At 71.2% G+C, this 24,914-nt stretch carries 15 protein-coding genes; 7 read left to right on the top strand and 8 right to left on the bottom strand.

The window, feature by feature from the left end; translation table 11 throughout:
* Positions 1 to 18: 18 nt before the first annotated feature.
* Positions 19 to 321 (top strand): hypothetical protein, encoded by a 303-nt coding sequence (locus AC5Y6Y_RS22870; RefSeq protein WP_473139492.1) that lies wholly within the window; start codon positions 19 to 21, stop codon positions 319 to 321.
* A gap of 262 nt (positions 322 to 583) precedes the next feature.
* Here the strand turns inward: AC5Y6Y_RS22870 and AC5Y6Y_RS22865 are convergent, their stop codons facing one another.
* The 4 genes from AC5Y6Y_RS22865 to AC5Y6Y_RS22850 all read right to left on the bottom strand — a co-directional run bounded on the left by AC5Y6Y_RS22865 (position 584) and on the right by AC5Y6Y_RS22850 (position 4,421).
* Positions 584 to 1,447, bottom strand: coding sequence for a hypothetical protein (locus tag AC5Y6Y_RS22865; protein ID WP_473139491.1), 864 nt, complete (start codon positions 1,445 to 1,447; stop codon positions 584 to 586).
* A 27-nt stretch (positions 1,448 to 1,474) separates the two neighbouring features.
* Positions 1,475 to 2,047 (bottom strand): hypothetical protein, encoded by a 573-nt coding sequence (locus AC5Y6Y_RS22860; RefSeq protein WP_463825498.1) that lies wholly within the window; start codon positions 2,045 to 2,047, stop codon positions 1,475 to 1,477.
* A gap of 120 nt (positions 2,048 to 2,167) precedes the next feature.
* On the bottom strand, positions 2,168 to 3,598 hold the full coding sequence (locus AC5Y6Y_RS22855) for an amino acid permease (RefSeq protein ID WP_473139490.1): 1,431 nt from the start codon (positions 3,596 to 3,598) through the stop codon (positions 2,168 to 2,170).
* 130 nt (positions 3,599 to 3,728) lie between these two features.
* On the bottom strand, positions 3,729 to 4,421 hold the full coding sequence (locus AC5Y6Y_RS22850; RefSeq protein ID WP_473139489.1) for a YoaK family protein: 693 nt from the start codon (positions 4,419 to 4,421) through the stop codon (positions 3,729 to 3,731).
* 335 nt (positions 4,422 to 4,756) lie between these two features.
* Between AC5Y6Y_RS22850 and dnaK the strand changes: the two genes are divergently transcribed.
* The 4 genes from dnaK to AC5Y6Y_RS22830 are packed head-to-tail and all read left to right on the top strand — an operon-like array spanning position 4,757 to position 8,884.
* Positions 4,757 to 6,628 (top strand): molecular chaperone DnaK, encoded by a 1,872-nt coding sequence (dnaK, locus tag AC5Y6Y_RS22845; protein WP_473139488.1) that lies wholly within the window; start codon positions 4,757 to 4,759, stop codon positions 6,626 to 6,628.
* Positions 6,625 to 7,275 carry a nucleotide exchange factor GrpE gene (gene grpE / locus AC5Y6Y_RS22840; RefSeq protein ID WP_473139487.1) on the top strand — a complete coding sequence of 217 codons (651 nt, stop codon included), beginning with the start codon at positions 6,625 to 6,627 and terminating at the stop codon, positions 7,273 to 7,275. Before dnaK ends, grpE begins: the two co-directional genes overlap by 4 nt.
* 53 nt (positions 7,276 to 7,328) lie before the next feature.
* Positions 7,329 to 8,501 carry a molecular chaperone DnaJ gene (dnaJ, locus tag AC5Y6Y_RS22835; RefSeq protein WP_463825503.1) on the top strand — a complete coding sequence of 391 codons (1,173 nt, stop codon included), beginning with the start codon at positions 7,329 to 7,331 and terminating at the stop codon, positions 8,499 to 8,501.
* Positions 8,501 to 8,884, top strand: coding sequence for a heat shock protein transcriptional repressor HspR (locus AC5Y6Y_RS22830; RefSeq protein ID WP_463825504.1), 384 nt, complete (start codon positions 8,501 to 8,503; stop codon positions 8,882 to 8,884). Before dnaJ ends, AC5Y6Y_RS22830 begins: the two co-directional genes overlap by 1 nt.
* 17 nt (positions 8,885 to 8,901) lie before the next feature.
* On the opposite strand, the gene AC5Y6Y_RS22825 is transcribed toward AC5Y6Y_RS22830, so the two are convergent.
* Both AC5Y6Y_RS22825 and AC5Y6Y_RS22820 read right to left on the bottom strand, forming a co-directional pair.
* Positions 8,902 to 10,062, bottom strand: coding sequence for an FAD-binding oxidoreductase (locus tag AC5Y6Y_RS22825; protein ID WP_473139486.1), 1,161 nt, complete (start codon positions 10,060 to 10,062; stop codon positions 8,902 to 8,904).
* A 98-nt stretch (positions 10,063 to 10,160) separates the two neighbouring features.
* The gene (locus AC5Y6Y_RS22820) at positions 10,161 to 17,282 is read right to left on the bottom strand and encodes a PE family protein (RefSeq protein ID WP_499930460.1); all 7,122 of its coding nucleotides are present in this window, start codon (positions 17,280 to 17,282) and stop codon (positions 10,161 to 10,163) included.
* Between the two features lie 246 nt (positions 17,283 to 17,528).
* Between AC5Y6Y_RS22820 and clpB the strand changes: the two genes are divergently transcribed.
* The gene (gene clpB, locus AC5Y6Y_RS22815) at positions 17,529 to 20,075 is read left to right on the top strand and encodes an ATP-dependent chaperone ClpB (RefSeq protein ID WP_463825507.1); all 2,547 of its coding nucleotides are present in this window, start codon (positions 17,529 to 17,531) and stop codon (positions 20,073 to 20,075) included.
* Here clpB and AC5Y6Y_RS22810 read toward each other — a convergent pair.
* A complete protein-coding gene (locus AC5Y6Y_RS22810; protein WP_463825508.1) occupies positions 20,041 to 20,850 on the bottom strand; it encodes an enoyl-CoA hydratase/isomerase family protein in 810 nt (269 codons plus the stop codon). The two genes, clpB and AC5Y6Y_RS22810, sit on opposite strands and share 35 nt — an antisense overlap.
* 11 nt (positions 20,851 to 20,861) lie before the next feature.
* The gene (locus tag AC5Y6Y_RS22805) at positions 20,862 to 23,768 is read right to left on the bottom strand and encodes a PE family protein (RefSeq protein WP_473139484.1); all 2,907 of its coding nucleotides are present in this window, start codon (positions 23,766 to 23,768) and stop codon (positions 20,862 to 20,864) included.
* Positions 23,769 to 24,058: 290 nt separating this feature from the next.
* Here AC5Y6Y_RS22805 and ttfA point away from each other — a divergent pair, with 290 nt between their 5' ends.
* Positions 24,059 to 24,913 (top strand): trehalose monomycolate transport factor TtfA, encoded by an 855-nt coding sequence (gene ttfA / locus AC5Y6Y_RS22800; RefSeq protein ID WP_463825510.1) that lies wholly within the window; start codon positions 24,059 to 24,061, stop codon positions 24,911 to 24,913.
* The last annotated feature ends 1 nt before the right edge of the window (position 24,914 follow it).

Here is a 24,914-nt window from a genome sequence, read left to right as displayed (position 1 = left end):
AGGCCCGGCGGCAAATTGATGACAGTGGGTATCGACGGCAGCGTGATCTGCGACGGCAACCGCGGCAGGACACCGGATCTCGGGGATTCGGCCGGCGTCGTGGTAGGCGAGGCGGACGTGGTGGTCGGCGTCGTGGAAGTGGTCGTCTCGGTCGTCGTCGTCGTCGTGGTGGTCGTGGTCGTGGTCGTCGTCGTGGTGGTGGTCGTCGTGGGGGACGTTGACGTAGCCGTCGTGCTCGTCGTCGTCGTCGTCGTCGGAGTGGTGGTGGTGGTGACCGAAGCCGGACTCGGGCGGCCCTGGGCCAGCAACACGATGCCGTAGATGATGAGCCCCAACAGCACCGCGATCAGCACACCCCAGCCCACCAGGGCGAGAGGCTTACGCCAGCCGGGAGTGGGCTCGGGTTCCGGACCCTGGCCGTACGCCGGGACGCCGGTGGCGCCATAGCCGTAATTGCCGTGAACGGTCGGGTCGTTGGCGCCGTAATCCGGCGGGTCGTACCTGGTCACGGCTGCCGATGCTAGTTGTCAGAGCCTTGCCCAGAGCACAGCCACGCGGGCCCGTTGCCGATCGGTGACCTGACTCAGGGCAGCTTCGGCACCGTGATCGTGGGTCCGCCCGGAATCGTGATTGTCGGCGGCAGCGGCGGCAGTTGCGGCAGATGCGGGCCGCGATGGGTCGGTTGCTGTGTCGGCTGTTGGGGCGGCTGACTGCGAGGCGGGTTGTTCGGCGGTGCGGGTGCCGGGCTACTCGGCTCGCTCGGCTCTTCGCTGGACGACTCGGTAGTGGTGGTCGTCGTGCTAGTGGACTCACTGGTGGTGGTTGTCGTGGTGCTGGTCGTTGAGGAGGTGCTCGGTGCGGGAGCTGGGCTGGTGCCGCTGCCGAACAGTTGGCTGACGCCGTAGGCGATCAGGGCGAGCAGGATCAGCACCAACGCCGCCCACAGGGCGAGCGTCACGGGTTTGCGGTACCAGGGCCGTGCGTCGGCATCGGGGTCGTCGGAGTCCAGCGGTGCGAACTGGTCGGGCGGGGACCCCTCCACCGTCGGCTGGTACATCAGCGACGGGTCGCCGGGCGGGTATTGCGACTCGGGGCCCAGTGGCGGTCTGCCCTCCACGGTCGGCTGGTGCATCAGCGACGGATCACCCGGCGGGTACTGGGCGCCGCCGGGCGGCGGGCCCTGGACGGTCGGCTGATACTGCGGACCGGAGGGCGGGGGACCTTGAACCGTGGGCTGATTCTGCGACGGGTTGCCGGGCGGCGGGCCCTGGACGGTGGGCTGGTGCTGTTGCGGCACCCCGGGAGGTGGGCCCTGCTGAGTCGGACCTTGATAGGGCCCGCCCTGCGGCGGCCTGCCGGCGGGCGGGCCCTGCGGCGGATGGCCGCCGAACCCCCCGTACTGGGTCGGCTGTTCGTTGAAGTCGTCAGGTGGGCCGTTGTTTGCCACGAGTCGATGGTATAGGTCGGCGGCCGGTCAGAACGTGCTGACCTTGTCGATGCTGACGAACATTCCGTGCCGGGTGCCGTTGTTCTCGAAACGCGTGCCGTCCTTGGTGGCGACGATCGTCCAGCCCTGCGCGTCGTAGGTCTTGTAGTCGATGGTGACGGTGGGGATGGCGCCGAGATTGCCCAGGATCCACTGCACGTTGCCGGCGGCGGTGATGTGCACCCCGTTGGCGTGCTCACCTTCCTGGATCGGCGAATTGGTGAACGGCGCCTCGCAGCCGACGCTCTCCTTATTGATCTGGCAGCGGGTGATGCCCGATTTTGTCTCGATGAAGACATAGCCGTTGTCGTCGGCCTTGAGCGGGATGGCGCCCGGCGCGGGGCTACTGGTGGTCCCGGGGTTGGTGGGTGGGAGCGCGACGGGGGAGGAGGTCGGCGCCAGCGGCGGGGGAACCGAGGGCCGGGGCGTGGGAAAAGTCGGTTCGGCCGGCCCATGACCGCCCGGGGCGGCGATCGGCCTGCCGTCAATCGTGGTGCTGCATCCGGCGACGAGCACGGCAACGGCCAGCAGGCCTAACCGTGCCTTCGGCAATAACCGCACGCGCTACTCCCTGCAATCTCAGATATCAGGAAGTCAGAGTAAGGGCGTGCGTACGCAAGTTGCTGCGGCGACGCGCGGTTGGAACGACGCCGTAGGCAAAGCGTTACCGCTACATGGTGCTCAGCCCGGGGGTGGCTCGTGCACCGAGCGGGCATCGGCGGCGGCCCGCACCCGGTTTCGCACCAGGAACCAGCCGCCGACCAGCGCGGGAATGCCGAGCAGCATGGCCGCGATCATCCACTTGCCGTATTCCTTGTCGAACATCATCAGCACCAGCACACCCGCCAGGAACGCCAGGGTGACCCACCCGGTGTACGGCGAGAGCGGCATGCGGAACTTCGGCCGTTCGTGCTCACCGGCCTGCGTCAGCTTGTGAAAGCGCAACTGGCAGGCCACGATCGTCGCCCACGCCACGATCACGCCGGTGGCGGCGATGTGCAGCACGATCTCGAACGCGTGCTTCGGTGTGACCGCGTTCAATCCGATTCCGAACAACCCGATTCCGGCGGTCAACAGAATGCCGCCGAACGGCACCCCGTTCTTCGACATCACACCGGTGAACTTGGGACCGCTGCCGTTGATCGCCATCGACCGCAGGATCCGGCCGGTGGAGTAGAGACCGGCATTCAGGCTGGACAGCGCAGCGGTGAGCACCACCAGGTTCATCAGGTCGTCGCCCCAGGAGATACCGAGCTTGTTGAAGAACGTCACGAAGGGGCTTTCGCCGTCCTTGTATTCGGTGTAGGGCAGCAGCAGCGCCAGCAGGACGGTCGATCCGATGTAGAAGACAGCGATCCGGAACACCACCGAGTTGATCGCGCGCGGCATGATCTTCTCCGGATCCTCGGTCTCCCCGGCCGCGATGCCGACCAGTTCGATTGCGGCATAGGCGAATACCACTCCCGAGGTGACCAGTACCAGCGGCAGCAGGCCGGTCGGCAGCAGCCCGCCGTGGTCACTCCACAGCGACCAGCCGGTGTCGTGGCCGTCGACCTTGAACCGGCCGGCAAGGAAGACCGTGCCGACGATGAGAAACGTCACCAGCGCCAGCACCTTGATCAGCGCGGCCCAGAATTCCAGCTCCCCGAAGAGCTTGACCGAGATCAGGTTCATCGACAGCACCGCGATCAGTGCGATCAACGCCAACAGCCATTGCGGGATGACCTGGAACATGTGCCAGTAGCGGCAGTATTGCGCGATCGCGGTGGTGTCCACGATGCCGGTCATCGCCCAGTTCAGGAAGTACATCCAGCCGGCGGCGTACGCCACCTTCTCACCGAAGAACTCGCGCGCGTAGGACACGAACGAACCCGACGACGGCCGGTAGAGCACCAGTTCCCCGAGGGCGCGCAGGATGAGGAAGACGAAAACACCGCAGATTCCGAAGACGATGAACAGGCCCGGGCCTGCAGAGGCGAGTCGGCCGCCGGCGCCGAGGAACAGTCCCGTCCCGATTGCGCCGCCCAGGGCGATCATCTGAATCTGACGCTTCTTGAGCGCCTTGTGATACCCCTCGTCTTCGCGCTCCAGCGCATTAGCGGACGGTGTCATCCGGTTCCTTATCGCCGTAGCTACCGCGAAGTCTTGCGAGAATTGGAAGTCAGGCTATCTCACCAGCACGACGTGAGCGTGCCGTGTCAACCCGGCTGCCGCAATTCACCCGACCGGACTCGGGAGAGATTCAGACGGCGATCACTTCAGCCGCCGGGACCTCGCGTGGCGCACGGCTCACTGCGACGTTCACGACACCCATGGTCAGGCAGATCACTGCGGGAACCGCCAGTGCGTAGCCGTCGAACTTCGCGCCCGCGAACAGGCCGGCGACCGCGCCGCTGATGAACATCAGCAGCGTGGTGGCAAGAATCGCCGCCTTCCACTTGTCGAATCCGTGCTCGCGGCTGCGGCCCAGCATTAACCCGAGGTCGGTGACGGTGCCGGTGAAGTGGGTGGTGCGGACCGCCATCCCGCGGAAGCTGGACGTCAGCCCGTTTTGCATGCCGAGCGCCGCCGCAGCGAAGAGCCCCTGCACCGCGGTCTCTTCGATGCCGAGCAGCGCGATCTCGTTCTTGTCCGCGGTGACGCCGGCGGCGGCTGCCAGCAGCAGGATGGCCTCGATGGTCAATACCGCCGCGTGCCGACGGGCCAGCGGCTGCCGATTCGATGACAGCAGCGTGCCGGCGACGGCCGCTCCCAGCAGAAAGCCCAGCAGAATCGCGCCGAGCACGTGGCTTTCGTAACGCCACGGGTGGGCGGTGTCCATGCCGATCTGGGTGGTGACACCGGTGAGGTTGCCGACCGGAACGGCCAAGGTCAGGATCGCCACCGCGTTCACCCAGCCGGCGATCAGCGCCAGCACCGCGCTGTAGGCCAGCATCCTGCCCTGCGCCGACAGGCCGCTCCTACGTACTTGCTCACTCGGCGCCATGCTGCTAGACACCCACTCCCCGTTCTGTACTTGCCCCGCCACAAATATAAGAGCCGACACGCAATTTATTTCGCGAATTCTGCGTTTTCATAGCGACTGCATACGGCGTATCCGGCGCCGCCCCGGGAACAAAGTTCGGCAGTCTGCCGTTAGCATGATCGACAAGTTGAGTGAACTAGACTCAAGTCCGAGTTGACAGCAAGGTGTCGGACGGAGCAGTCTTGAGCGGGGTTCACTCAGCATAGTGCAACAACGAAGCTCTACACATTCAGGAGGAAATCACTATGGCTCGTGCGGTCGGCATCGACCTCGGGACCACCAACTCCGTCGTCGCAGTTCTGGAGGGTGGCGACCCCGTCGTCGTCGCAAACTCCGAGGGCTCGCGGACGACGCCGTCCGTCGTCGCGTTCGCGCGCAACGGCGAAGTGTTGGTCGGCCAGCCCGCCAAGAATCAGGCGGTCACTAACGTCGACCGCACCATCCGATCAGTGAAGCGCCACATGGGCACGGACTGGTCGGTCGACATCGATGGCAAGCAGTACACCGCGCCGGAGATCAGCGCCCGGGTGCTGCAGAAGCTGAAGAGGGACGCTGAGGCCTACCTCGGTGAGGACATCGCCGACGCGGTGATCACCGTTCCCGCCTACTTCAACGACGCCCAGCGTCAGGCGACCAAGGACGCCGGCCAGATCGCCGGCCTCAACGTGCTGCGCATCGTCAACGAGCCGACCGCGGCCGCGCTGGCCTACGGCCTGGACAAAGGCGAGAAAGAACAGACCATCCTGGTCTTCGACCTCGGCGGCGGCACCTTCGACGTGTCATTGCTCGAGATCGGCGAGGGCGTTGTCGAGGTGCGTGCCACCAGCGGTGACAACCACCTCGGCGGCGACGACTGGGACCAGCGCGTCGTCGACTGGCTGGTGGAGAAGTTCAAGGGCACCAGCGGCATCGACCTGACCAAGGACAAGATGGCCATGCAACGGCTGCGTGAAGCCGCCGAGAAGGCCAAGATCGAACTCAGCTCGAGCCAGAGCACCTCGATCAACCTGCCCTACATCACCGTCGACGCGGACAAGAACCCGCTGTTCCTCGACGAGCAGCTCACCCGGGCCGAGTTCCAGCGCATCACTCAGGATCTGCTGGACCGCACCCGCAAGCCGTTCCAGTCGGTTATCGCCGACGCCGGCATCTCGGTGGGCGACATCGACCACGTGGTTCTGGTCGGTGGCTCGACCCGTATGCCCGCGGTCACCGACCTGGTCAAGGAGATGACCGGCGGCAAGGAGCCCAACAAGGGCGTCAACCCCGACGAGGTTGTCGCCGTGGGCGCCGCTTTGCAGGCGGGCGTCCTCCGGGGCGAGGTCAAAGACGTTCTGCTGCTTGACGTCACACCGCTGAGCCTGGGTATCGAGACCAAGGGCGGCGTGATGACCAAGCTGATCGAACGCAACACCACGATCCCGACGAAGCGCTCGGAAACCTTCACCACGGCCGACGACAACCAGCCGTCGGTGCAGATCCAGGTTTTCCAGGGGGAGCGGGAGATCGCGTCGCACAACAAGCTGCTCGGCAGCTTCGAGCTGACCGGGATCGCACCCGCCCCGCGTGGTGTCCCGCAGATCGAGGTCACCTTCGACATCGACGCCAACGGCATCGTGCACGTCACGGCCAAGGACAAGGGCACCGGCAAGGAGAACACCATCCGCATCCAGGAGGGGTCCGGCATCTCGAAGGAAGAGATCGACCGGATGATCAAGGACGCTGAGGCGCATGCGGACGAAGACCGCAAGCGTCGCGAGGAAGCCGACGTGCGCAACCAGGCCGAGACGCTGGTCTACCAGACGGAGAAGTTCGTCAAAGAACAACGCGAGGCCGAAGGTGGCTCGAAGGTGCCCCAGGACACGCTGAGCAAGGTGGAAGCCGCGGTCGGCGACGCGAAGTCGGCGCTGGCCGGCGACGACATCTCCGCGATCAAGTCGGCGATGGAGAAACTGGGCCAGGAGTCCCAGGCGCTGGGTCAGGCCATCTACGAGGCCGCCCAGGCGGAGGGCGGCGCGGCCGGCGGCGGGCAACCCGGCGGCGGCTTCGATCAGGCCGGCGGGCCCGACGACGTGGTGGACGCGGAGGTGGTCGACGACGACCGGGAGTCCAAGTGACCGGAACTCACGACAACCAGCCGGAGCCGGTGACCGTCACCGACAAGCGCCGGATCGATCCCGAGACGGGCGAGGTACGCGACGTTCCTCCTGGCGCTTCGGCGCCAGGAGGGTCCGGCCCGGCCGAGTCCTCCACCAAGGTGGCCGAGCTGACCGCTGACCTGCAGCGCGTGCAGGCCGATTTCGCCAACTACCGCAAGCGGGCACTGCGCGACCAGCAGGCCGCGGCCGATCGGGCCAAGGCCAACGTCGTCAGTCAACTGCTGGGCGTGCTCGACGACCTGGACCGGGCGCGCAAGCACGGCGACCTGGAATCGGGGCCGATGAAGTCGGTCGCGGACAAGCTGACGAATGTGCTGACCGGGCTCGGGCTCACCGAATTCGGCGCCGAGGGCGAGGATTTCGACCCTGCCCTGCACGAAGCGGTGCAGCACGAGGGCGACGGTGGGCCGAATTCCAGGCCGGTGATCGGCACCGTGATGCGGCAGGGCTACCAGCTCGGCGATCAGGTGCTGCGGCACGCGATGGTCGGTGTGGTCGACACCGTCGTCGACGAGACCGCCGCGGCGGAGTCGGATCCATTTGCCAGCATTCTGGAATCCGAGCCGGCCGACACGGCGGATAACCCCGGCACTCAGGCGCAGTAGGGCACAGAATCAGGAACATCGGAAATGAAGACAAGGTAAGGAGGTGACGCGAAGTGGCTCAGCGTGAATGGGTCGAGAAGGACTTCTACAAGGAGTTGGGCGTTGCCTCCGATGCCGACGCCAAAGAGATCAAGACCGCATACCGCAAGTTGGCCTCGGACCTGCATCCGGACAAGAACCCGGCCGGAGCCGAACGGTTCAAGGCGGTTTCGGAGGCCTACAGCGTCCTGTCCGACGAGGCCAAGCGCAAGGAATACGACGAGACCCGCCGGCTGTTCGCCGGCGGCGGCGGCTTCGGCGGCCGTCGCTTCGACACGGGCGGGTTCGGCGGGTTCGGCGGCGGTGACGGTGCCGAGTTCAACCTGAACGACCTGTTCGACGCCGCCGGCCGGTCCGGCGGCGCCAACATCGGCGACCTGTTCGGTGGCCTGTTCGGCCGCGGCGGCAGCTCGCCGCGGCCCAGCCGGCCCCGGCGCGGGAACGACCTGGAAACCGAGACGGAACTGGATTTCGTCGAGGCCGCCCAGGGCGTCGCGATGCCGTTGCGGCTGACCAGCCCGGCACCGTGCACCAACTGCCACGGCAGTGGCGCACGGCCCGGCACCAGCCCCAAGGTGTGTCCGAACTGCAACGGCGCCGGCGTGATCAACCGCAATCAGGGCGCGTTCGGCTTCTCCGAACCCTGCACCGAGTGCCGGGGCAGCGGCTCGATCATCGAGCACCCCTGTGAGGAGTGCAAAGGCACCGGCGTCACCACCCGCACCCGCACCATCAATGTGCGGATCCCGCCGGGCGTCGAGGACGGTCAGCGGATCAGGCTGGCCGGCCAGGGCGAGGCCGGGCTGCGCGGCGCGCCGTCCGGGGACCTCTACGTCACCGTGCACGTGCGGCCCGACAAAGTCTTCGGCCGCGACGGTGACGACCTCACCGTGACAGTGCCGGTCAGCTTCACCGAGTTGGCTTTGGGCTCGACGCTTTCGGTGCCGACGCTGGACGGCAAGGTCGGTGTCCGGGTGCCCAAGGGCACCGCCGACGGACGCATCTTGCGGGTGCGCGGACGCGGCGTGCCCAAGCGCAGTGGCGGTAGCGGCGACCTGCTCGTCACCGTCAAGGTGGCGGTGCCGCCGAACCTGGAAGGCGCCGCCCAAGAGGCGCTGGAAGCCTACGCGGCCGCCGAGCGGGCCAGCGGATTCGATCCGAGGGCAGGTTGGGCAGGTAATCGCTGATGGCGGCCAAGAAGGGCGAGGAAGCGCGGACGTTTCTGATCTCGGTGGCCGCCGAGCTGGCCGGTATGCATGCGCAGACGCTACGCACCTACGACCGGCTCGGGCTGGTCAGCCCGCAGCGCACTCCCGGCGGCGGGCGCCGCTATTCCGAGCACGACGTGGACCTGCTACGCGAGGTGCAGCGACTGTCCCAGGACGAAGGCGTCAACCTCGCCGGCATCAAACGCATCATCGAGCTGACCAACCAGGTCGATGCCCTGCAGTCCCGGCTGAAGGAATTGGCCGAAGAGGTGGCGGCGTTACGTGCCAACCAGCGCCGCGAGGTCGCGGTGGTGCCCAAGAGCACGGCGCTGGTGGTCTGGCAGCCGCGCTCGCGCCGTTGACGCATCAGGCTCAGGGTCTAGCGCGACAACGGATCGTGCTGAATGCGGTCGGGCGGCGCGCCTTTGGCGATCAGCGCCGCCCGGGTGGCGGCAACCATGCCGGGTCCGCCGCAGATCAGGATCTGCCGGTCACCCCAGCTGCCGTACCTGGCGACGACGTCGGGCAGTCGTCCGGTCTGACGGACATGCAGTCCGCGTGGCGGCGACGGGTCCGGGTAGTCGGCCGCCCACGGCGGGTCCCGGTTGTATTCCGACACCGGCGATACCGACAACCACGGGTTGTGTGCGGCCATCTGCCATAACGTCCGCAGGTCGTAGAGCTCGCACGGGTAGCGGGCGCCGAAGAACAGGTGCACCCGCGGATTCTCGGCGAACCGGCACAGGTCCATGATCAGTGCGCGCAGCGGGGCCAGCCCGGTGGAGCCGGCGACCATCAGCACGTCGTCGCCGCCGCGGTCGACGTGCAGGCCGCCGTGCGGGCTCGACAACCGCCACCGGTCGCCGGCCCGGGTTTCGGTGACGACGGCGTTGCTGACCAGGCCGCCCGGCACCACGCGGACGTGGAACTCGACCCCACCGTCGGGATCGGCGGGTATGGCGGGGGACAGGTATCGCCAGCGGCGCGGGCACTGCGGTATCTGCACGTTGACGTACTGCCCGGGGTGGTGCTGCAGCGGTCGGTCCAAGTGCAGCCGCACGACCGCGAGATCGCGCGACACCCGGGTGTGTTCGATGACTGTTCCGTCCCACCAGGCAGGAGCGTCCTCGGAGTCCGCGGCCCCACTCATCACTCCGGCAAACAGGTTGAGCGACTGATCGGCGGCCTCGGCGATCGCGTCGGTCCATCCGCCGTCCAGGTGGCTGCGCAAGGTCGCATGCAGCGCGCGTCGCAGCGTCGCGTAGTGGGCCGGCAGCACCCCGTACTTGCGATGGTCGCGGCCCAATTGGGCCAGGAAGGCCACCGGCTCGTCGGCGCGCTGGGCGATCAGTTCGCCGTAGAGCCAGTGCATCGCGTGCGCGAAAGCAGCGCGCTGGCTCGCCATATCGGGGGGAAACAGGTCGCGGACGCCGGGGTCCAGGGCGAACCAGTGGGTGTAGAAGCGGTGGACGACATCGGTGTCGCCGGGCTTGAACGCGTCCCGCAACACCTGTAACGATTCCCGGTCGTCAAGGCCCACGGGAACCGATTCTAGGTACCTAGCGGTCCACTCTGTCGCCGAGCGCGCTCACCAGTCGCGGGAGGTCTGGCGCCGCGTCGACCCGATATCACCGGGTGCTATGCCGGCCCACCTACGCCTCCGGCCCCACCGGTCCCACCGCCAACCCCGGTCGGAATCGTTCCGGACTGGCCCTCGCCACCCTTCCCGCCCTGGCCGGGGCCGCCGTTGCCACCGTCGCCCCCCTCGCCTCCGAAGGTGTTATAGAACGCGCTGCCTTCACCTCCGAATCCACCGGTGCCACCGTTACCGCCGGCTCCGCCGGGGCCGGCACCGGCTCCGCCGTTGCCCCCGTTGCCCCCGTCACCGCCATCGCTGTCGGCGCCGGCGAACCAGCCGAAACCGCCGCGGCCACCGTCGCCACCCCGGCCCTTGACGGCGTTGCCGCCGGTTCCGCCGTCGCCGCCGTTACCGCCGGGGGACTGACCGGGGATCGGCATGCCGCTGAACGGAACACTCGCGACGCCGGCGGAGTTACCCGATCCGCCGGTGCCACCGGCACCTCCGGCGACGATGCCGTCGCCGCCGGCTCCGCCGTTGCCGCCGTTCCCGCCGGCTGCGCGGGTGTGGCTCGACCCGCCGGTCCCACCTTGGCCGCCGTTCCCCCCGGCGCCACCGATGTAACCGTCTCCACCCCGGCCGCCGTTGCCACCGGTACCACCGGACGCATCCGCTTTGCTGATGTTGAGGTTGATGGTGGAATTGCCACCCGTTCCGCCGGCGCCGCCTTTGCCGCCGGTGACGGTCGTGCTGCCCTGGCCACCGGCGCCGCCGGTGCCGCCCGTGCCGCCCGGACCGTAGTTGCTGTCGCCTCCGGTTCCACCGGCGCCGCCGGTTCCGGCAGTGCCGGCAGCACCCCCGCCCACGCCTGGGGTGCCGGCTTTGCCGCCCGTGCCACCGGTGCCACCGGTGCCCGGACCCTGGGTGCTGGTTGCTGCGGCGCCGGTGCCACCATTTCCGCCTGTTCCACCGGTGCCGGCAGTGCCGCCGACGCCGTTGTGGCCCGCTGCGCCGGCACCGGTCCCGGTTTTGCCGCCGGTACCGCCCTGCCCGCCGTCGCCACCCGTACCGCCCTGGCCGGCTGCGATGGGTGTGATGCCCTGCGCACCGGGACCGCCCTGCCCGCCCGGGCCGCCCTGACCGCCTTGGCCGCCCTGGCCGCCGTCGCCGTTGGTGCCGCCGACACCCGCGGTGCCGCCGTTGCCACCCTTGCCGCCCATGCCGCCGGTGCTGCCCTTGCCGCCAGTGCCGCCGGGCTGGGTGGCATCGATGCCGGCGGCACCGGTGCCACCCTGACCACCCTGGCCCCCGGTACCTCCCGCGCCGGCGTTGCCCCCGGCCGCGGCGGTGCCGGCCGCCCCGCCGTTGCCGCCCGTTCCTCCGGTACCGGGCAGCAGGCCGCTGCTGCCGGATGCACCCTGGCCGCCGATGCCACCGGTGCCGCCAGTGCCCGCAGTGCCGCCGGTACCGTTGCTGCCCGCTGCTCCGGCACCGGTGCCGGCCTGACCGCCGGAATTGCCCTGGCCACCATTGCCAGCCTGGCCACCTTGGCCGCCCTGACCGCTGTCGCCGCCGCCGACCGGAGTGGCGCCTTGCGTCCCTAGGCCGCCTGCGCCGCCGGTGCCGCCGGTGCCGCCCTGGGCGCCCTGGCCACCGTCGCCGTTGGTCCCGCCGATGCCCGCGTTGCCGCCGTTTCCGGCCAGGCCGGCGTTACCGCCGTGGCCACCGGTCCCCCCGGTGCCGGGCCCGTTGGTCCCATCACCGGCCGCGCCTCGGCCGCCCGTGCCACCGGTGCCGCCCTGTCCGCCGGCGCCTCCGTCACCGCCGTCGCCGACGGTGCCGGCACCGACACCGGCCAGGCCGCCGGTGCCACCCTGGCCCCCGTTGCCGCCTCGGCCGCCCATTCCGCCCTGACCATTGGTGCCGCCGATCGGTGCAGCGCCTTGCACGCCAGCACCACCGGTGCCGCCTTGGCCGCCCTGACCACCGGTGCCGCCCAGGCCGCCGTCGCCGTTGGAACCGCCGATTTCTGCCTGGCCACCGGTACCAGCCAATCCGGCGGCGCCTCCGGTGCCTCCGTCACCGCCGGTGCCGGCGCCCTGGGTGGCCGTGCCGGCGGCACCCGTGCCACCGAGACCGCCTGCGCCACCGGTGCCCGCCGTGCCACCGGTGCCGCCGCCGCCCACTCCGCCGGCGCCGGCGCCGGCGATGCCGCCTTCGCTGCCCGTGCCACCGGCACCACCCCGGCCGCCGGTGCCGCCCTGAGCAACGGTTCCGCCGGCGGGTGCGGCGCCCTGGGCGCCGTTGCCACCTTGGCCGCCCTGGCCGCCGGTGCCACCCTGGCCGCCGTGGCCACCGTCGCCGTTGGCGCCGCCGATGGTCGCCGCGCCGCCCGCGCCGGCCTGTCCAGCGGAGCCACCAACGCCGCCGGTGCCGCCGGTGCCGGGGCCCTGGGTGGCGGTGCCGTTGGCACCCCGTCCGCCGAGCCCACCGGTGCCGCCGGTGCCCCCGGTGCCGCCGTCGCCGCCATCACCCACGGAACCAGCGCCGGTACCGGCCACGCCACCCTGGCTGCCTTGGCCGCCGGTGCCACCCGCTCCGCCGACTCCGCCTTGGGCGTCGGTACCTCCAACGGGGCTGCTGCCTTGCAAGCCGGTGCCGCCCAGGCCGCCGGCGCCACCTTGCCCGCCCTGGCCGCCGTGGCCGCCGTCGCCGTTGGCGCCGCCGATGGTCGCCGTGCCGCCCGCGCCGGCCTGTCCAGCGTTGCCACCGACGCCACCGGTGCCGCCGGTGCCGGGTCCCTCGGTCAGCGTGGCGGTGGCGCCGTTGCCGCCGTTGCCGCCCTGGCCGCCGCTGCCGCCGGTGCCGCCGGTGCCGCCGTTGCCAACTGTGCCGGCACCGGTACCCGCCTCGCCGCCCTGGCTGCCCTGGCCGCCGGTACCACCTGCGCCGCCCTGGCCACCCTGACCGTTGAGTCCGCCACCGGTAGGCGTGGTCCCTTGCGTACCGGTGCCGCCGTTCCCGCCTCTGCCGCCGGTACCGCCCTGGCCGCCGTGGCCGCCGTGGCCGTTGGATCCGCCCGCGACTGCCTCTCCGCCGGCGCCGGCCTTGCCCGCGGCACCACCGGTTCCACCAGTTCCACCGGTACCGGGGCCCTCAGCACCGGTGACGTTGGCGCCTCGGCCACCGAGGCCTCCGGTGCCACCGGTGCCGGCGGTACCGCCGACACCCCCATCGCCCGCAGCGCCGGCGCCGGAACCGGCCTTGCCGCCCACGCCGCCCGCACCGCCGGTGCCACCGTCACCGCCTTGGCCCCCCTGGCCACTGGTGCCGCCGCCGACCGGTTCAATTCCTTGTGCGCCAGCACCGCCAGTGCCACCGTCACCGCCTTGACCACCCTGGCCGCCTTGACCGCCGTCACCGTTGGCGCCGCCGACACCGGCCGCGCCACCCCGGCCGCCCTGGCCGCCATCGCCGCCACCGGTGCCGGTGCCACCGGTGGCGCCGGGGCCGGTGGCGTTGACGCCTTTGGCGCCATCGCCGCCCTGACCACCCATGCCTCCGGTGCCGCCGGCCCCCGCGCTGTCCGCGCCGGCATTGGTGCCTGCGGCGCCGGCTTTGCCGCCGGTTCCGCCGGTGCCGCCCTTACCGGCACTCGTGGTGCTGGTGGCTGCTGCGCCTTCGCCGCCAGTTCCGCCGGTTCCGCCGGTTCCTGCCGTGCCGCCGTTGCCGGAATTGCCCGCTGTCCCGGCACCAGAACCCGCGTTGCCGCCTTGCCCGCCGGTGCCGCCGGTGCCACCTTCACCACCGAGGCCGCCCTGGCCGCTGTTGCCGCCGCCGGCCGGTATGGTGCCGTGCGCGCCGTCGCCGCCGGTACCGCCGGAACCGCCGGTGCCGCCTTGACCGCCCCGGCCGCCATCGCCGTTCGTCCCGCCGGTGCCGGCCGCGCCTCCGGTACCGCCTTTGCCACCCATTCCACCCTCGTCGCCGGAACCACCTGTGGAACCCGCCGCTATGCCGTTGTTGCCCTTGTGGCCGGTGCCACCTTGGCCGCCCTGACCGCCGGTTCCTCCGGTGCCGGCGTTGCCCGTGCTCGAACCAGCTCCGGCGGTGCCGGCGTTGCCTCCACTACCACCGGTGCCACCGGTGCCAGGGCCATCGATGCTGGTAGCAGCGGCGCCTTGGCCGCCGTGACCGCCGGTGCCGCCGGTGCCGGCGGTGCCACCGACACCGGTGTTGCCTGATGCGCCGGCACCCGCTCCGGCGCTGCCACCCTGTCCGCCGTTGCCGCCCTGACCACCGCTGCCGCCCAGCCCACCTTGGCCGAGGGAGCCACCACCGGTCGGGCTGATCCCCTGGGCGCCGTCGCCGCCGGTACCGCCGGTGCCGCCGGAGCCGCCTCGGCCTCCGTTGCCCCCGTTGCCGTTGGTGCCACCGATGCCCGCGGCGCCCCCGGTGCCGCCATTACCACCCGACCCGCCGGTGGACCCGGAGCCACCGGCGCCCCCGGGGTCGGTTGCGTTCGCGCCGGAGTGTCCGGTGCCGCCGGTGCCTCCTGTCCCGCCGTTGCCGCCGGTGCCGGCGTTACCGCTAACGCCTGCGCTGCCGACCCCTTGCCCGGCGAGGCCGCCGCCGCCGGCCGCCCCGCCGGTGCCGCCGCTGCCGCCGTCGCCTGCGGCGGCGCTGCTGGTGCCGGTGATTCCGGTGCCACCCTGACCGCCGTCGCCGCCCTTGCCGCCCTGGCCGCCGTTGCCGTTAGTGCCGCCGGTGCCGGCCGCTCCGCCATCGCCGCCCTGGCCACCCTGGCCACCCTGGTAGCCGGTGGCGTCGCTGCCGTTGGCGAGTGTGGCGTGGTGCCCGACGTCGCCCTTGCCGCCGGTGCCACCCACACCCCCGGCGCCTCCGGTGCCCGCCGCACCTTGGACGCCGGCCGAACCGGCGCCGGTGCCGGCCAGACCACCGTCACCGGCCTGCCCACCGGTGCCGCCGGTGCCGCCGGTGCCACCGGCGCTGTTGTTGCCGGTGATTCCGATGCCGCCCTGGCCGCCCTGTCCACCGTTGCCACCGCGTCCGCCGTTGCCGTTGGTAGCACCGGCGCCGGCCGCTCCGCCCTGGCCGCCCTGGCCACCCTGGCCGCCCTGGTAGCCGGTGGCGTCGCTGCCGTCAGCCTTCGTCGCGGCCGGACCGGTGCCGCCCTGGGCGCCGTCGCCACCGACGCCGCCGGTGCCGCCGTTGCCGTGATTACCGCCGTCACCGCCGCGGCCGCCGGCTGCGCCGGACGCTCCGGCGACGGTGGCATCGGCACCCTTGCCGCCGGTTCCACCATTGCCGGTGCTGGTGGGAGACTGCCCGCTGAGGCCCTGTGCACCGGTGGCGGACCCGTTGCCGCCCAAGCCGCCGGCACCGCCGTCCCCGGTGTCGCCGCCCTGTCCACCGGTGCCGCCGACGCCGGCGTTGGTCGTCCAGCTGCCGTCACCGCCCTTGCCGCCGTCGCCGGCGGTACCGCCCTGTCCGCCGACGCCGCCACCGCCGCCTCTGCCCGCCACGGCGACGTTGCCGTGCGCGTCGCTGCCGCCGTCGCCGCCGTCACCACCTTGACCGCCAAAGCCGCCACTTCCGCCATTGCCACCGGTCTTGCCGGTCTCACCTGCACCGGTGGCGTTCGCGCCAGTCATGCCCGCGCCCCCGGTACCACCGGTGCCGCCGGTGCCGCCGTCACCACCCTTGCCGCCGCTGCCGCCCAGGGCACCGCCATCACCGCCTTGTCCACCGCGGCCACCGAGACCGCCGGTAGCGCCGGTGGTACCGGACTGACCCGGAGCAGACCCGTCGGCGCCCGGACCGCCCTGCGCACCGGCGCCGCCGGTGCCGCCGGTGCCGCCGGTGCCGTAGTTACCCCCGTTGCCGCCCCGCCCGCCTGCGGCTCCCGTCCCGCCTATCGCGGTGGCATCGGCACCCTTGCCGCCGGTGCCACCGCTGCCGCTGTCGGTGGGAATCTGCCCGTTGAGGCCTTGCGCGCCGGGCTGGGACCCTGCGCCGCCCGCGCCGCCCGTGCCGGCCGTGCCGGTATTGCCACCCTGTCCACCGGCGCCCCCGACGCCGTTGTTATACGCCCATGTGCCCTCGCCGCCCGTGCCACCGCGACCGGCCGTGCCGGCATCACCGCCATTACCGCCCCGGCCGCCAGCTCCCTGGATCCCGTCGCCACCGATCAGCCCGCCGGCACCGCCGGCACCGCCGTCGCCACCTTTCCCGCCGGAGGCACCGTTGCCGCTGTCGCCGCCGGTGCCACCGTCGAGGCCAGGGGTGAGCTGGTTGGCACCGGCCGCACCGTCGCCACCGGCGCCGCCGACGCCGCCGGCGCCTCCTGCCCCGCCGGCCCCGCCAGCCCCGACCAACATGCCGCCGGCGCCGCCTGCGCCGCCGTTGCCACCCGTCCCGCCCGCCGTGCCCGAGCCGGCAGTTGACCCGGAGATACCCGGGGTACCGGCCTGGCCCTCGCCGCCCGCCCCGCCGACGCCGCCGGGTCCGATGAACCAGGCGCGACCGCCCGCCCCGCCGGCGCCGGCGGCCACCCCGCCCGCCCCGATGCCGCCGGCTCCACCGGCCCCGCCGCCGCCGTACAGCCAGCCGCCGCTACCGCCCTGCCCACCGGATGCGCCCGCGCCGCCGGCGCCACCGCTACCGCCGTTGCCGATCAGGCCCGCGGCACCGCCGGCGCCCCCGGGCAGACCCGCGGTGGTCTGCGAGTAACCGTTGCCGCCGTTGCCCCACAACAACCCTCCCGGGCCGCCGTCGGGGCTGGTCGCAGTACCCCAGGCGCCGTTGCCGATCAGCGGCCGGTTCAGTAACTGCTGGGCAGGCGCGTTGATCGCATTCAGGGCTGCCTGCAGCGGCGACACATTTGCGGCCTCGGCCCCCATATAAGCGCCGGCCGCGGTGGTCAGCGTGTGGCAGAACTGGCTGTGGAACAACGACGCCTGCGCGCTCAACTCCTGATATTCGCGCCCGAGGGTGCCGAACAGCGCGGCGACCGCAGCCGACACCTCATCCAGTCCGGCCGCCGCCACCGCGGTTGTCGGCGCCGCCGCCAACCCGGTGGCCGCGCGCAGCGAACTTTCGATGCCGGCGAGATCCGTCGCCGCCCAGGACAAAACGTCCGCATTGACCATGATTGACATCGTGAAAAACCCTCCAACACCAGGTACTTCCGCGGACAGGTAGGCAGGAATCGACGGACACGTTACGCAGCGAACCGTTTTTGGGAAGGGCATTTCGCAAACTCATTTGTGGAGCATCGGCTCCCCAAGACGGGTCCCGTGACGGCCCGGCAGACATTAAGTTAGAGTTGAGCGGAACAGACTCAACCTTGACGGCGTTGGACTACGCGACGAGATTTTGAACTACGTATCAGAAACGGAGGTGTCGTGGACTCTTTCAACCCGACCACCAAGACGCAGGCGGCTCTGACGTCGGCACTGCAGGCGGCATCGTCCGCGGGCAACCCCGAAATCAGGCCGGCCCATCTGTTGATGGCGCTGCTGACCCAGAACGACGGGATCGCCGTCCCCCTGTTGGAGGCTGTCGGTGTCGAGCCCGCCGCCATCCGCACTGAGACCCAGCGACTGCTGGACCGGTTGCCGCAGAGCAGCGGAGCCAGCTCGCAACCCCAGCTGTCCCGCGAGTCGCTGGCGGCGATCACCACCGCCCAGCACCTGGCCACCGAGATGGACGACGAGTTCGTCTCCACCGAGCACCTGCTGGTCGGCCTGGCCACCGGTGACTCCGACGTCGCCAAGGTGCTTACCGGCCACGGCGCGTCGCCGCAGGCGTTGAGTGACGCGTTCGTCAAAGTGCGCGGCAGCGCGCGGGTGACCAGCGCCGACCCCGAAGCCACCTATCAGGCGCTGGAGAAGTACTCCACCGACCTCACCGAACGCGCCCGCGACGGCAAACTCGACCCGGTCATCGGGCGCGACAACGAGATTCGTCGGGTGGTGCAGGTGCTGAGCCGCCGTACCAAGAACAACCCGGTGCTCATCGGTGAGCCCGGCGTCGGCAAGACCGCGATCGTGGAGGGTCTCGCCCAGCGCATCGTCGCCGGCGACGTGCCGGAAAGCCTGCGCGACAAGACCGTCGTCTCCCTGGATCTCGGATCGATGGTGGCCGGCGCCAAGTACCGCGGCGAGTTCGAGGAACGACTCAAAGCCGTCCTCGACGACATCAAGAACTCCGCCGGGCAGATCATCACGTTCATCGACGAGCTGCACACCATCGTCGGCGCCGGTGCCACCGGCGAATCGGCGATGGACGCCGGCAACATGATCAAGCCGATGCTGGCCCGCGGCGAACTGCGACTGGTCGGCGCGACCACGCTCGACGAGTACCGCAAGTACATCGAGAAGGACGCCGCGCTGGAGCGCCGTTTCCAGCAGGTGTTCGTCGGCGAGCCGTCCGTGGAGGACACCGTGGGCATCCTGCGCGGCCTCAAGGACCGCTACGAGGTGCACCACGGCGTGCGGATCACCGACTCCGCGCTGGTGGCCGCGGCCACGCTGTCCGACCGCTACATCACTGCGCGTTTCCTGCCGGACAAGGCGATCGACCTGGTCGACGAGTCCGCGTCGCGGCTGCGGATGGAGATCGACTCCCGTCCGGTGGAGATCGACGAGGTAGAGCGGCTGGTCCGTCGGCTCGAGATCGAAGAGATGGCGCTGGCCAAGGAAGAGGATGCCGCCTCACGCGAGCGACTGGAGAAGCTGCGCGCCGAACTGGCCGACTACAAAGAGAAGCTGGCCGAGCTGACCACCAGATGGCAGAACGAGAAGAACGCTATCGACGTCGTCCGCGAACTCAAGGAACAGCTGGAAACGCTGCGCGGCGAAGCCGAGCGCGCCGAGCGCGACGGCAACTACGAAAAGACCGCCGAACTGCGCTACGGCCGCATCCCCGAGCTCGAGAAGAAGCTCGACGCGGCGATCCCGCAGGCCGAGGCCCGCGAGAACGTGATGCTCAAGGAGGAGGTCGGCCCCGACGACATCGCCGACGTGGTGTCGGCGTGGACCGGCATCCCAGCGGGACGGCTGCTGGAAGGTGAGACCGCCAAGCTGTTGCGCATGGAAGACGAGCTGGGCAAGCGCGTCGTCGGGCAGAAGAAGGCCGTGCAGGCCGTGTCCGACGCGGTGCGCCGCAGCCGGGCCGGGGTAGCCGACCCGAACCGGCCCACCGGCTCGTTCCTGTTCCTCGGACCGACCGGTGTCGGTAAAACCGAGCTGGCAAAAGCGTTGGCGGACTTCCTGTTCGACGACGAACGCGCCATGGTCCGCATCGACATGAGTGAGTACGGCGAGAAGCACTCGGTGGCTCGGCTGGTCGGTGCGCCGCCCGGCTACATCGGTTACGACCAGGGTGGTCAGCTGACCGAGTCGGTGCGCCGCCGGCCCTACACCGTGGTGCTGTTCGACGAGGTGGAGAAGGCCCACCCGGATGTGTTCGACGTGCTACTGCAGGTGCTCGACGAGGGCAGGTTGACCGACGGCCAGGGCCGCACGGTGGACTTCCGCAACACCATCCTGATCCTGACCTCCAACCTCGGCTCCGGTGGCACCGAGGAGATGGTGATGGCGGCGGTGCGTTCGGCGTTCAAGCCGGAATTCATCAACCGCCTGGACGATGTGCTGATCTTCGACGGCCTCAACCCCGAGGAGCTGGTGCAGATCGTCGACATCCAGCTGGTCCAACTGGCCAAACGACTCGCCCAGCGGCGGTTGCAGCTGGAGGTGTCGCTACCGGCCAAGCAGTGGCTGGCGCACCGCGGATTCGACCCGGTGTACGGGGCGCGACCGTTGCGCCGGCTGGTGCAGCAGGCGATCGGCGATCAGCTGGCCAAGATGCTGCTGGCGGGCGACGTGCACGACGGCGACGTGGTGCCGGTCAACGTCAGCGCGGACGGGGACTCGCTGGTCCTCGGTTGATCCGCCCGGTGTCCGTCGCCGCCTGCAGCAGCTGGCGGGCCACCGGGGTGGCGACGGTTTGGCGCAACAGTTGGTCTTCGATGCGCAGGCCGGTCGGCAGGTCCGCGGACGCGGCGTCCACCGCGAGTTTGGCTGCCGCGATCGCGGTCCCCGGGGCGGCCGCGATCCGGCGGGCCAGCCGGTCGACGAACCGGCGTAACTCGTCGGCCGGCAGCGCCCGATTGAGGTAACCCCAGGCCTGGGCGGTCTCGGCATCGACGTCCAGACCGCCCAGGATCACTTCGAGAGCCCGCGACCGGCCCACCAGCCGCGGCAGCCGCTGGGTGCCGCCACCACCGGGAACGATGCCCACCGACACCTCCGGATGGCCCAAAACCGTTGTGCCGGTTGCCCCGTAACGCATGTCGAAAGCCATGACCAGTTCGCAGCCGCCGCCGCGGCACACCCCTTCGATGACGGCGATGGTCGCTTTCGGCAGGGTCCGCACCCGCTCGGTGAGGGCGTGGAAGAGCGACAACTCCTCATGCAGCCCGACGTCATCGGGTGGCAGGTGCGCGATCAGCGCCACGTCCGCGTGCGCGATGAAGGTCTGCGGGTCCGCCGAGTCCAGTACCAGCACCCGCACCCCGTCATCGGCGGCCACCTCGATGAGCAGCCGGTCGAGTTCGGTGAGCAGTGCGACATCGAGCAGGTTGATCGGCGGATTGTCGATAGACGCCCGGCAGATCCCATCCCCGGCGGCCACACGCAGCAGCCGATAGTCCCGGTAGTGCATGGACACCTCGCCTATGTTTGTCCGCCGCCGCTTCCGCCGGTACCCGCGGTACCGCCGCTGCCGCCGATGGTGCCGTTCGGGGGCTGACCCGGCCCGCCGGGTCCACCCCCGAGTCCGAGCTCGAGCATTCCGGGTCCGCCGGCGCCGCCGCTGCCGCCGTCCCCACCGGGCCCGCCGCTGCCGGAGTCGGAGTCGCCGCCGTCACCTCCGGTACCGCCGCTACCACCGTCGCCACCCGGTTCGAGCGGCGTCCCGCGGCCACCGTCGCCACCATTGCCGCCCATGCCGCCGTTTCCGCCGCTGCCGGCACCGATTCCCTGGCCGCCGTCGCCGCCGTCGCCGCCGCCACCCCCGGGCGCGTTGCCCTGGCCTACGGTGCCGCCGTAGCCGCCTTGCCCGCCAGTGCCGCCGGCCCCGCCGGGATCACCGGCACCACCCGTGCCGCCGTCTCCGCCGTCACCACCGGACAGCACGGCGGCGTTACCGCCGATACCGCCGTCCCCGCCCTTACCGCCGGTGCCGTTGGTGGCGTTGCCGCCCTCACCGCCCGTGCCACCGTCACCGGCTGCCGCGTTTGCGGTCCGGCCCTCTCCGCCGGTTCCGCCGTTCCCGCCCTGACCGGCGGTGCCGTTGGCGGCGTCGCCACCTTTGCCGCCGCTGCCACCGTTACCGGCGCTGGTTCCGGTCGACGTACCGCCGTCGCCACCCGCGCCGCCATGACCACCCGCGCCTGCCGTGCCGCGTCCACCGTCTCCGCCGTCCCCGCCGAGGCCGCCGTTGACTGCTCCACCCCCAAGCACGTTCGAGCCGCCACCTGCGCCGCCCTTTCCGCCGTTTCCGCCGGTTACGCCGTCGCCGCCAGCACCGCCTTCGCCTCCTGCGCCGCCCGACCCGCTGGCTGAGAAGAATATGGCGCGACCGCCGTCTCCGCCGTCACCGCCGGTTCCGCCCGCAGCCTGGGTGCCGCCCTGGCCGCCGGCGCCGCCGTTCCCGCCGTCGCCCCCGCTGCCGTTGCTGGTCGTCAGCGTGCCACCGTTACCGCCTCTGCCACCGTCGCCCGCGGCGAAGGTAACGCCGTCACTGCCCTGGTCGCCTGCCGAAGAGCCCAGCCCGCCGTGCCCTCCGGTTCCCGCCGTCCCGGAGTTGCCCCCGTCGCCGCCGTCGCCACCGGGGCCGCCGATCGGGGTGGCGAAGGTTGCCGAGGTTCCAATGGCACCGTTTCCGCCCTTGCCGGCAACGCCGGCATCTGCGCCGTCACCGCCGTCACCGCCGGCACCGCTGAGCGCCTGCCCACCCACTCCGGTCCCACCCGTCCCGCCGTCGCCACCGCGGCCGCCGTCACCGCCGGCACCCGCGTCGCCGCCGTCGCCGCCGTCTTGCCCGGCGAGGACGGCGGTGGCTCCTTCAACGCCATTGCCGCCGGTGCCGCCGTGGCCGGCATTTCCGCCGGTCCCGCCCATACCCCCGACGCCGCCTGCGGTGCCACCGTTTCCACCGTCGCCCCCACTGCCGCCATCGCCACCTCTGCCGCCATCGGTGCCGTCTCCGGTCACGGCGGTGTAACCGGCCGACCCGTCGGCCCCGTCGCCGCCGATACCCCCGACCCCACCGTTGCCGTACTTGCCCCCGTCGCCGCCGTCGCCGCCGTCCGCGCCGTTGGCGCCCGGGATGGTGCCGTCGGCGCCGGTGCCGCCGGCTCCGCCGTCACCTCCGGTGGTCGGGGAGGACCCGGCAGCTCCGTCTGCACCCCGGGTGGAACCCGCGCCACCGGCACCGCCGCCACCGCCGAGCCCCGGGTCGCCGCCCTTGCCGCCGGCACCGCCGACGCCGGCATTGACGGTCCAGGTGCCGGTGGCGCCCGCCCCGCCGTCACCGGGTGCGTTGCCGGCCCCGCCGGTGCCACCTGCGCCACCGACTCCCTGGGCGGCGGTCTGGCCCAGGACGTTGGTGCCGCCCGCGCCACCCGCGCCACCGTTGCCGCCCTGACCGCCGGATCCGCCGTTGCCGCCGTCGGTGCCGTCGGCGCCGCGAACGGGACCGACGGCGCCGTCGTGCCCCAAACCGCCTGCACCACCCGCGCCGCCCGCCGCACCTGCGCCGCCGATACCGCCGCTGCCGAGCAGGCCGCCGCCTCCGCCGGCACCGCCGTTGCCCCCGCTGCCACCCTGGCCGCCAGTGGCGCCGTCCGGAGCGCCGGCTATGCCGTCCGCGCCGCTCGCCCCGGTCGCGCCGGCCCCACCGTTGCCGCCGACGCCGCCCGTACCGATCAGTCGGGCCGCCCCGCCGGCTCCGCCGTCGCCCCCGGCGCCACCGGGTATCGCGGCGGCACCACCCGCCCCGCCGGCCCCGCCGTTGCCCAGCAGCCAGCCACCGCTGCCGCCGGCACCGCCCGCGGCGCCGGCCCCACCGGTGCCACCGTTGCCGCCGTTGCCGATCAAACCGGCGGCACCACCGGCGCCGCCGGCAACGCCCGGTGTGCTGGGCGAGTAACCGTTGCCGCCGTTGCCCCACAGCAGACCCCCGGCGCCACCGTTGGGGCTGGCCGCCGTGCCGCCGGCACCGTTGCCGATCAGTGGGCGTCCCAGCAGGGTTTGCGTAGGTGCGTTGATGAGCTGTTCGACCAGCTGAAGGGGAGCGGTGTTCGCGGCTTCAGCTGCGGCGTATGCCCGTCCCGCCCCGCCAAGCACCGCGGCGAACTGGTCGTGATACGCCGCCGCCCGGGCCACCAGGAGCTGGTAGTCGCGGCCATAGTTGCCGAACAGGGCGGCGATCGCCGCGGAGATCTCGTCCCCGGCGGCGGCAAGCACGCCGGTGGTCGGTATCGCGGCGACCGTGCTGGCCTGCGTGACTGTCGAGCGAATGCCGACCAATTCGTCGGCCGCTTGTTGCAGAGCTTGCGGGGTGACCAATAGTGCCATGGTGAATCCATTCAAGAGCGGGGAATTTGTTCGCTGACGGCAGGTGAGCTGCAACGACGTTACTCAGCCCGCCACTGGTTCGTCGGGCTTTTGCCGAATCGGTAGGCCTGACGTATTTCGGCTATTGGCCAAATGAATTTCATGAAATACGAATCAATGAAAATGGCCGTGCAATTCGCCTGCTGCCCGCCCGCCGCACCGTTCCGCCACGCCGGTCACCGCACCTGTGACGCGGTTGTGACCTGCTCGGATTCTGTGTTCCACCCGCACAACAGATAAGCTGTGCTGCGATGGTCCCGCTCTGGTTCACACTGTCCGCACTGTGCTTCGTCGGTGCGGCGGTGTTGTTGTACGTCGATATCGATCGACGTCGCGGACGCAGCAGACGCCGCAGGTCGTGGGCCAGATCGCACGGGTTCGACTACGAACGCGAATCGACCGACATCCTGCACCGGTGGAAGCGCGGCGTGATGTCGACGGTCGGTGATGTCCCGGCCCAGAACGTCGTGCTGGGCCAGATCCGCGGCGAAGCGGTGTACATCTTCGACCTCGAAGAGGTCGCCACCGTGATCGCGCTGCACCGCAAGGTCGGCACCAACGTGGTGGTGGACCTGCGACTCAAGGGACTCAAGGAGCCACGGGAAAGCGACATCTGGCTGCTCGGTGCGATCGGGCCGCGGATGGTCTACTCCACCAACCTCGATGCGGCCCGGCGGGCCTGCGACCGGCGGATGGTCACTTTCGCCCACACTGCCCCCGACTGCGCCGAGATCATGTGGAACGAGCAGCACTGGACGCTGGTCGCGATGCCGATCGCCAGCACCCGTGCCCAGTGGGACGAGGGCCTGCGCACCGTCCGCCAGTTCAACGACCTGCTGCGGGTGTTGCCGCCGCTGCCCGCCGACGCAGCCGAGGAGCCCGGCGAACCCGAGAATCTGCGTGCTCCGGGCCGTCCGTTGGCTTCGGCCGCCCGCGCGGAGTTGCCGTCGCGGCGTACGCAAGCCGACCCGGCCGCCGGGATCATGTCTGATCTGGGACGGCGGGCGGCGGAGCCCGTCCGCCGCGAGGAGAGCCGTCCCGAAGGCGCTCCGCGTCCGCCGCGAGCGGGACGCAACGGCCAGCAGGCCAGCAACTACCAGCACTGAG

This window comes from Mycobacterium sp. NGS24, assembly GCF_059813065.1.
The sequence above is the reverse complement of the archived record's forward strand: the minus strand, read 5'-3'. Positions and strand labels throughout refer to the sequence as shown.

Bases quoted from the DNA above. Each gene is read 5' to 3' on its own strand.
- AC5Y6Y_RS22870 (WP_473139492.1), top strand. From the start codon at position 19: ATGACAGTGGGTATCGACGGCAGCGTGATCTGCGACGGCAACCGCGGC.
- AC5Y6Y_RS22820 (WP_499930460.1), bottom strand. From the start codon at position 17,282: ATGTCAATCATGGTCAATGCGGACGTTTTGTCCTGGGCGGCGACGGAT.
- dnaK (WP_473139488.1), top strand. From the start codon at position 4,757: ATGGCTCGTGCGGTCGGCATCGACCTCGGGACCACCAACTCCGTCGTC.
- ttfA (WP_463825510.1), top strand. From the start codon at position 24,059: ATGGTCCCGCTCTGGTTCACACTGTCCGCACTGTGCTTCGTCGGTGCG.
- AC5Y6Y_RS22855 (WP_473139490.1), bottom strand. From the start codon at position 3,598: ATGACACCGTCCGCTAATGCGCTGGAGCGCGAAGACGAGGGGTATCAC.
- AC5Y6Y_RS22830 (WP_463825504.1), top strand. From the start codon at position 8,501: ATGGCGGCCAAGAAGGGCGAGGAAGCGCGGACGTTTCTGATCTCGGTG.
- AC5Y6Y_RS22850 (WP_473139489.1), bottom strand. From the start codon at position 4,421: ATGCTGGCCTACAGCGCGGTGCTGGCGCTGATCGCCGGCTGGGTGAAC.
- AC5Y6Y_RS22810 (WP_463825508.1), bottom strand. From the start codon at position 20,850: ATGCACTACCGGGACTATCGGCTGCTGCGTGTGGCCGCCGGGGATGGG.
- AC5Y6Y_RS22805 (WP_473139484.1), bottom strand. From the start codon at position 23,768: ATGGCACTATTGGTCACCCCGCAAGCTCTGCAACAAGCGGCCGACGAA.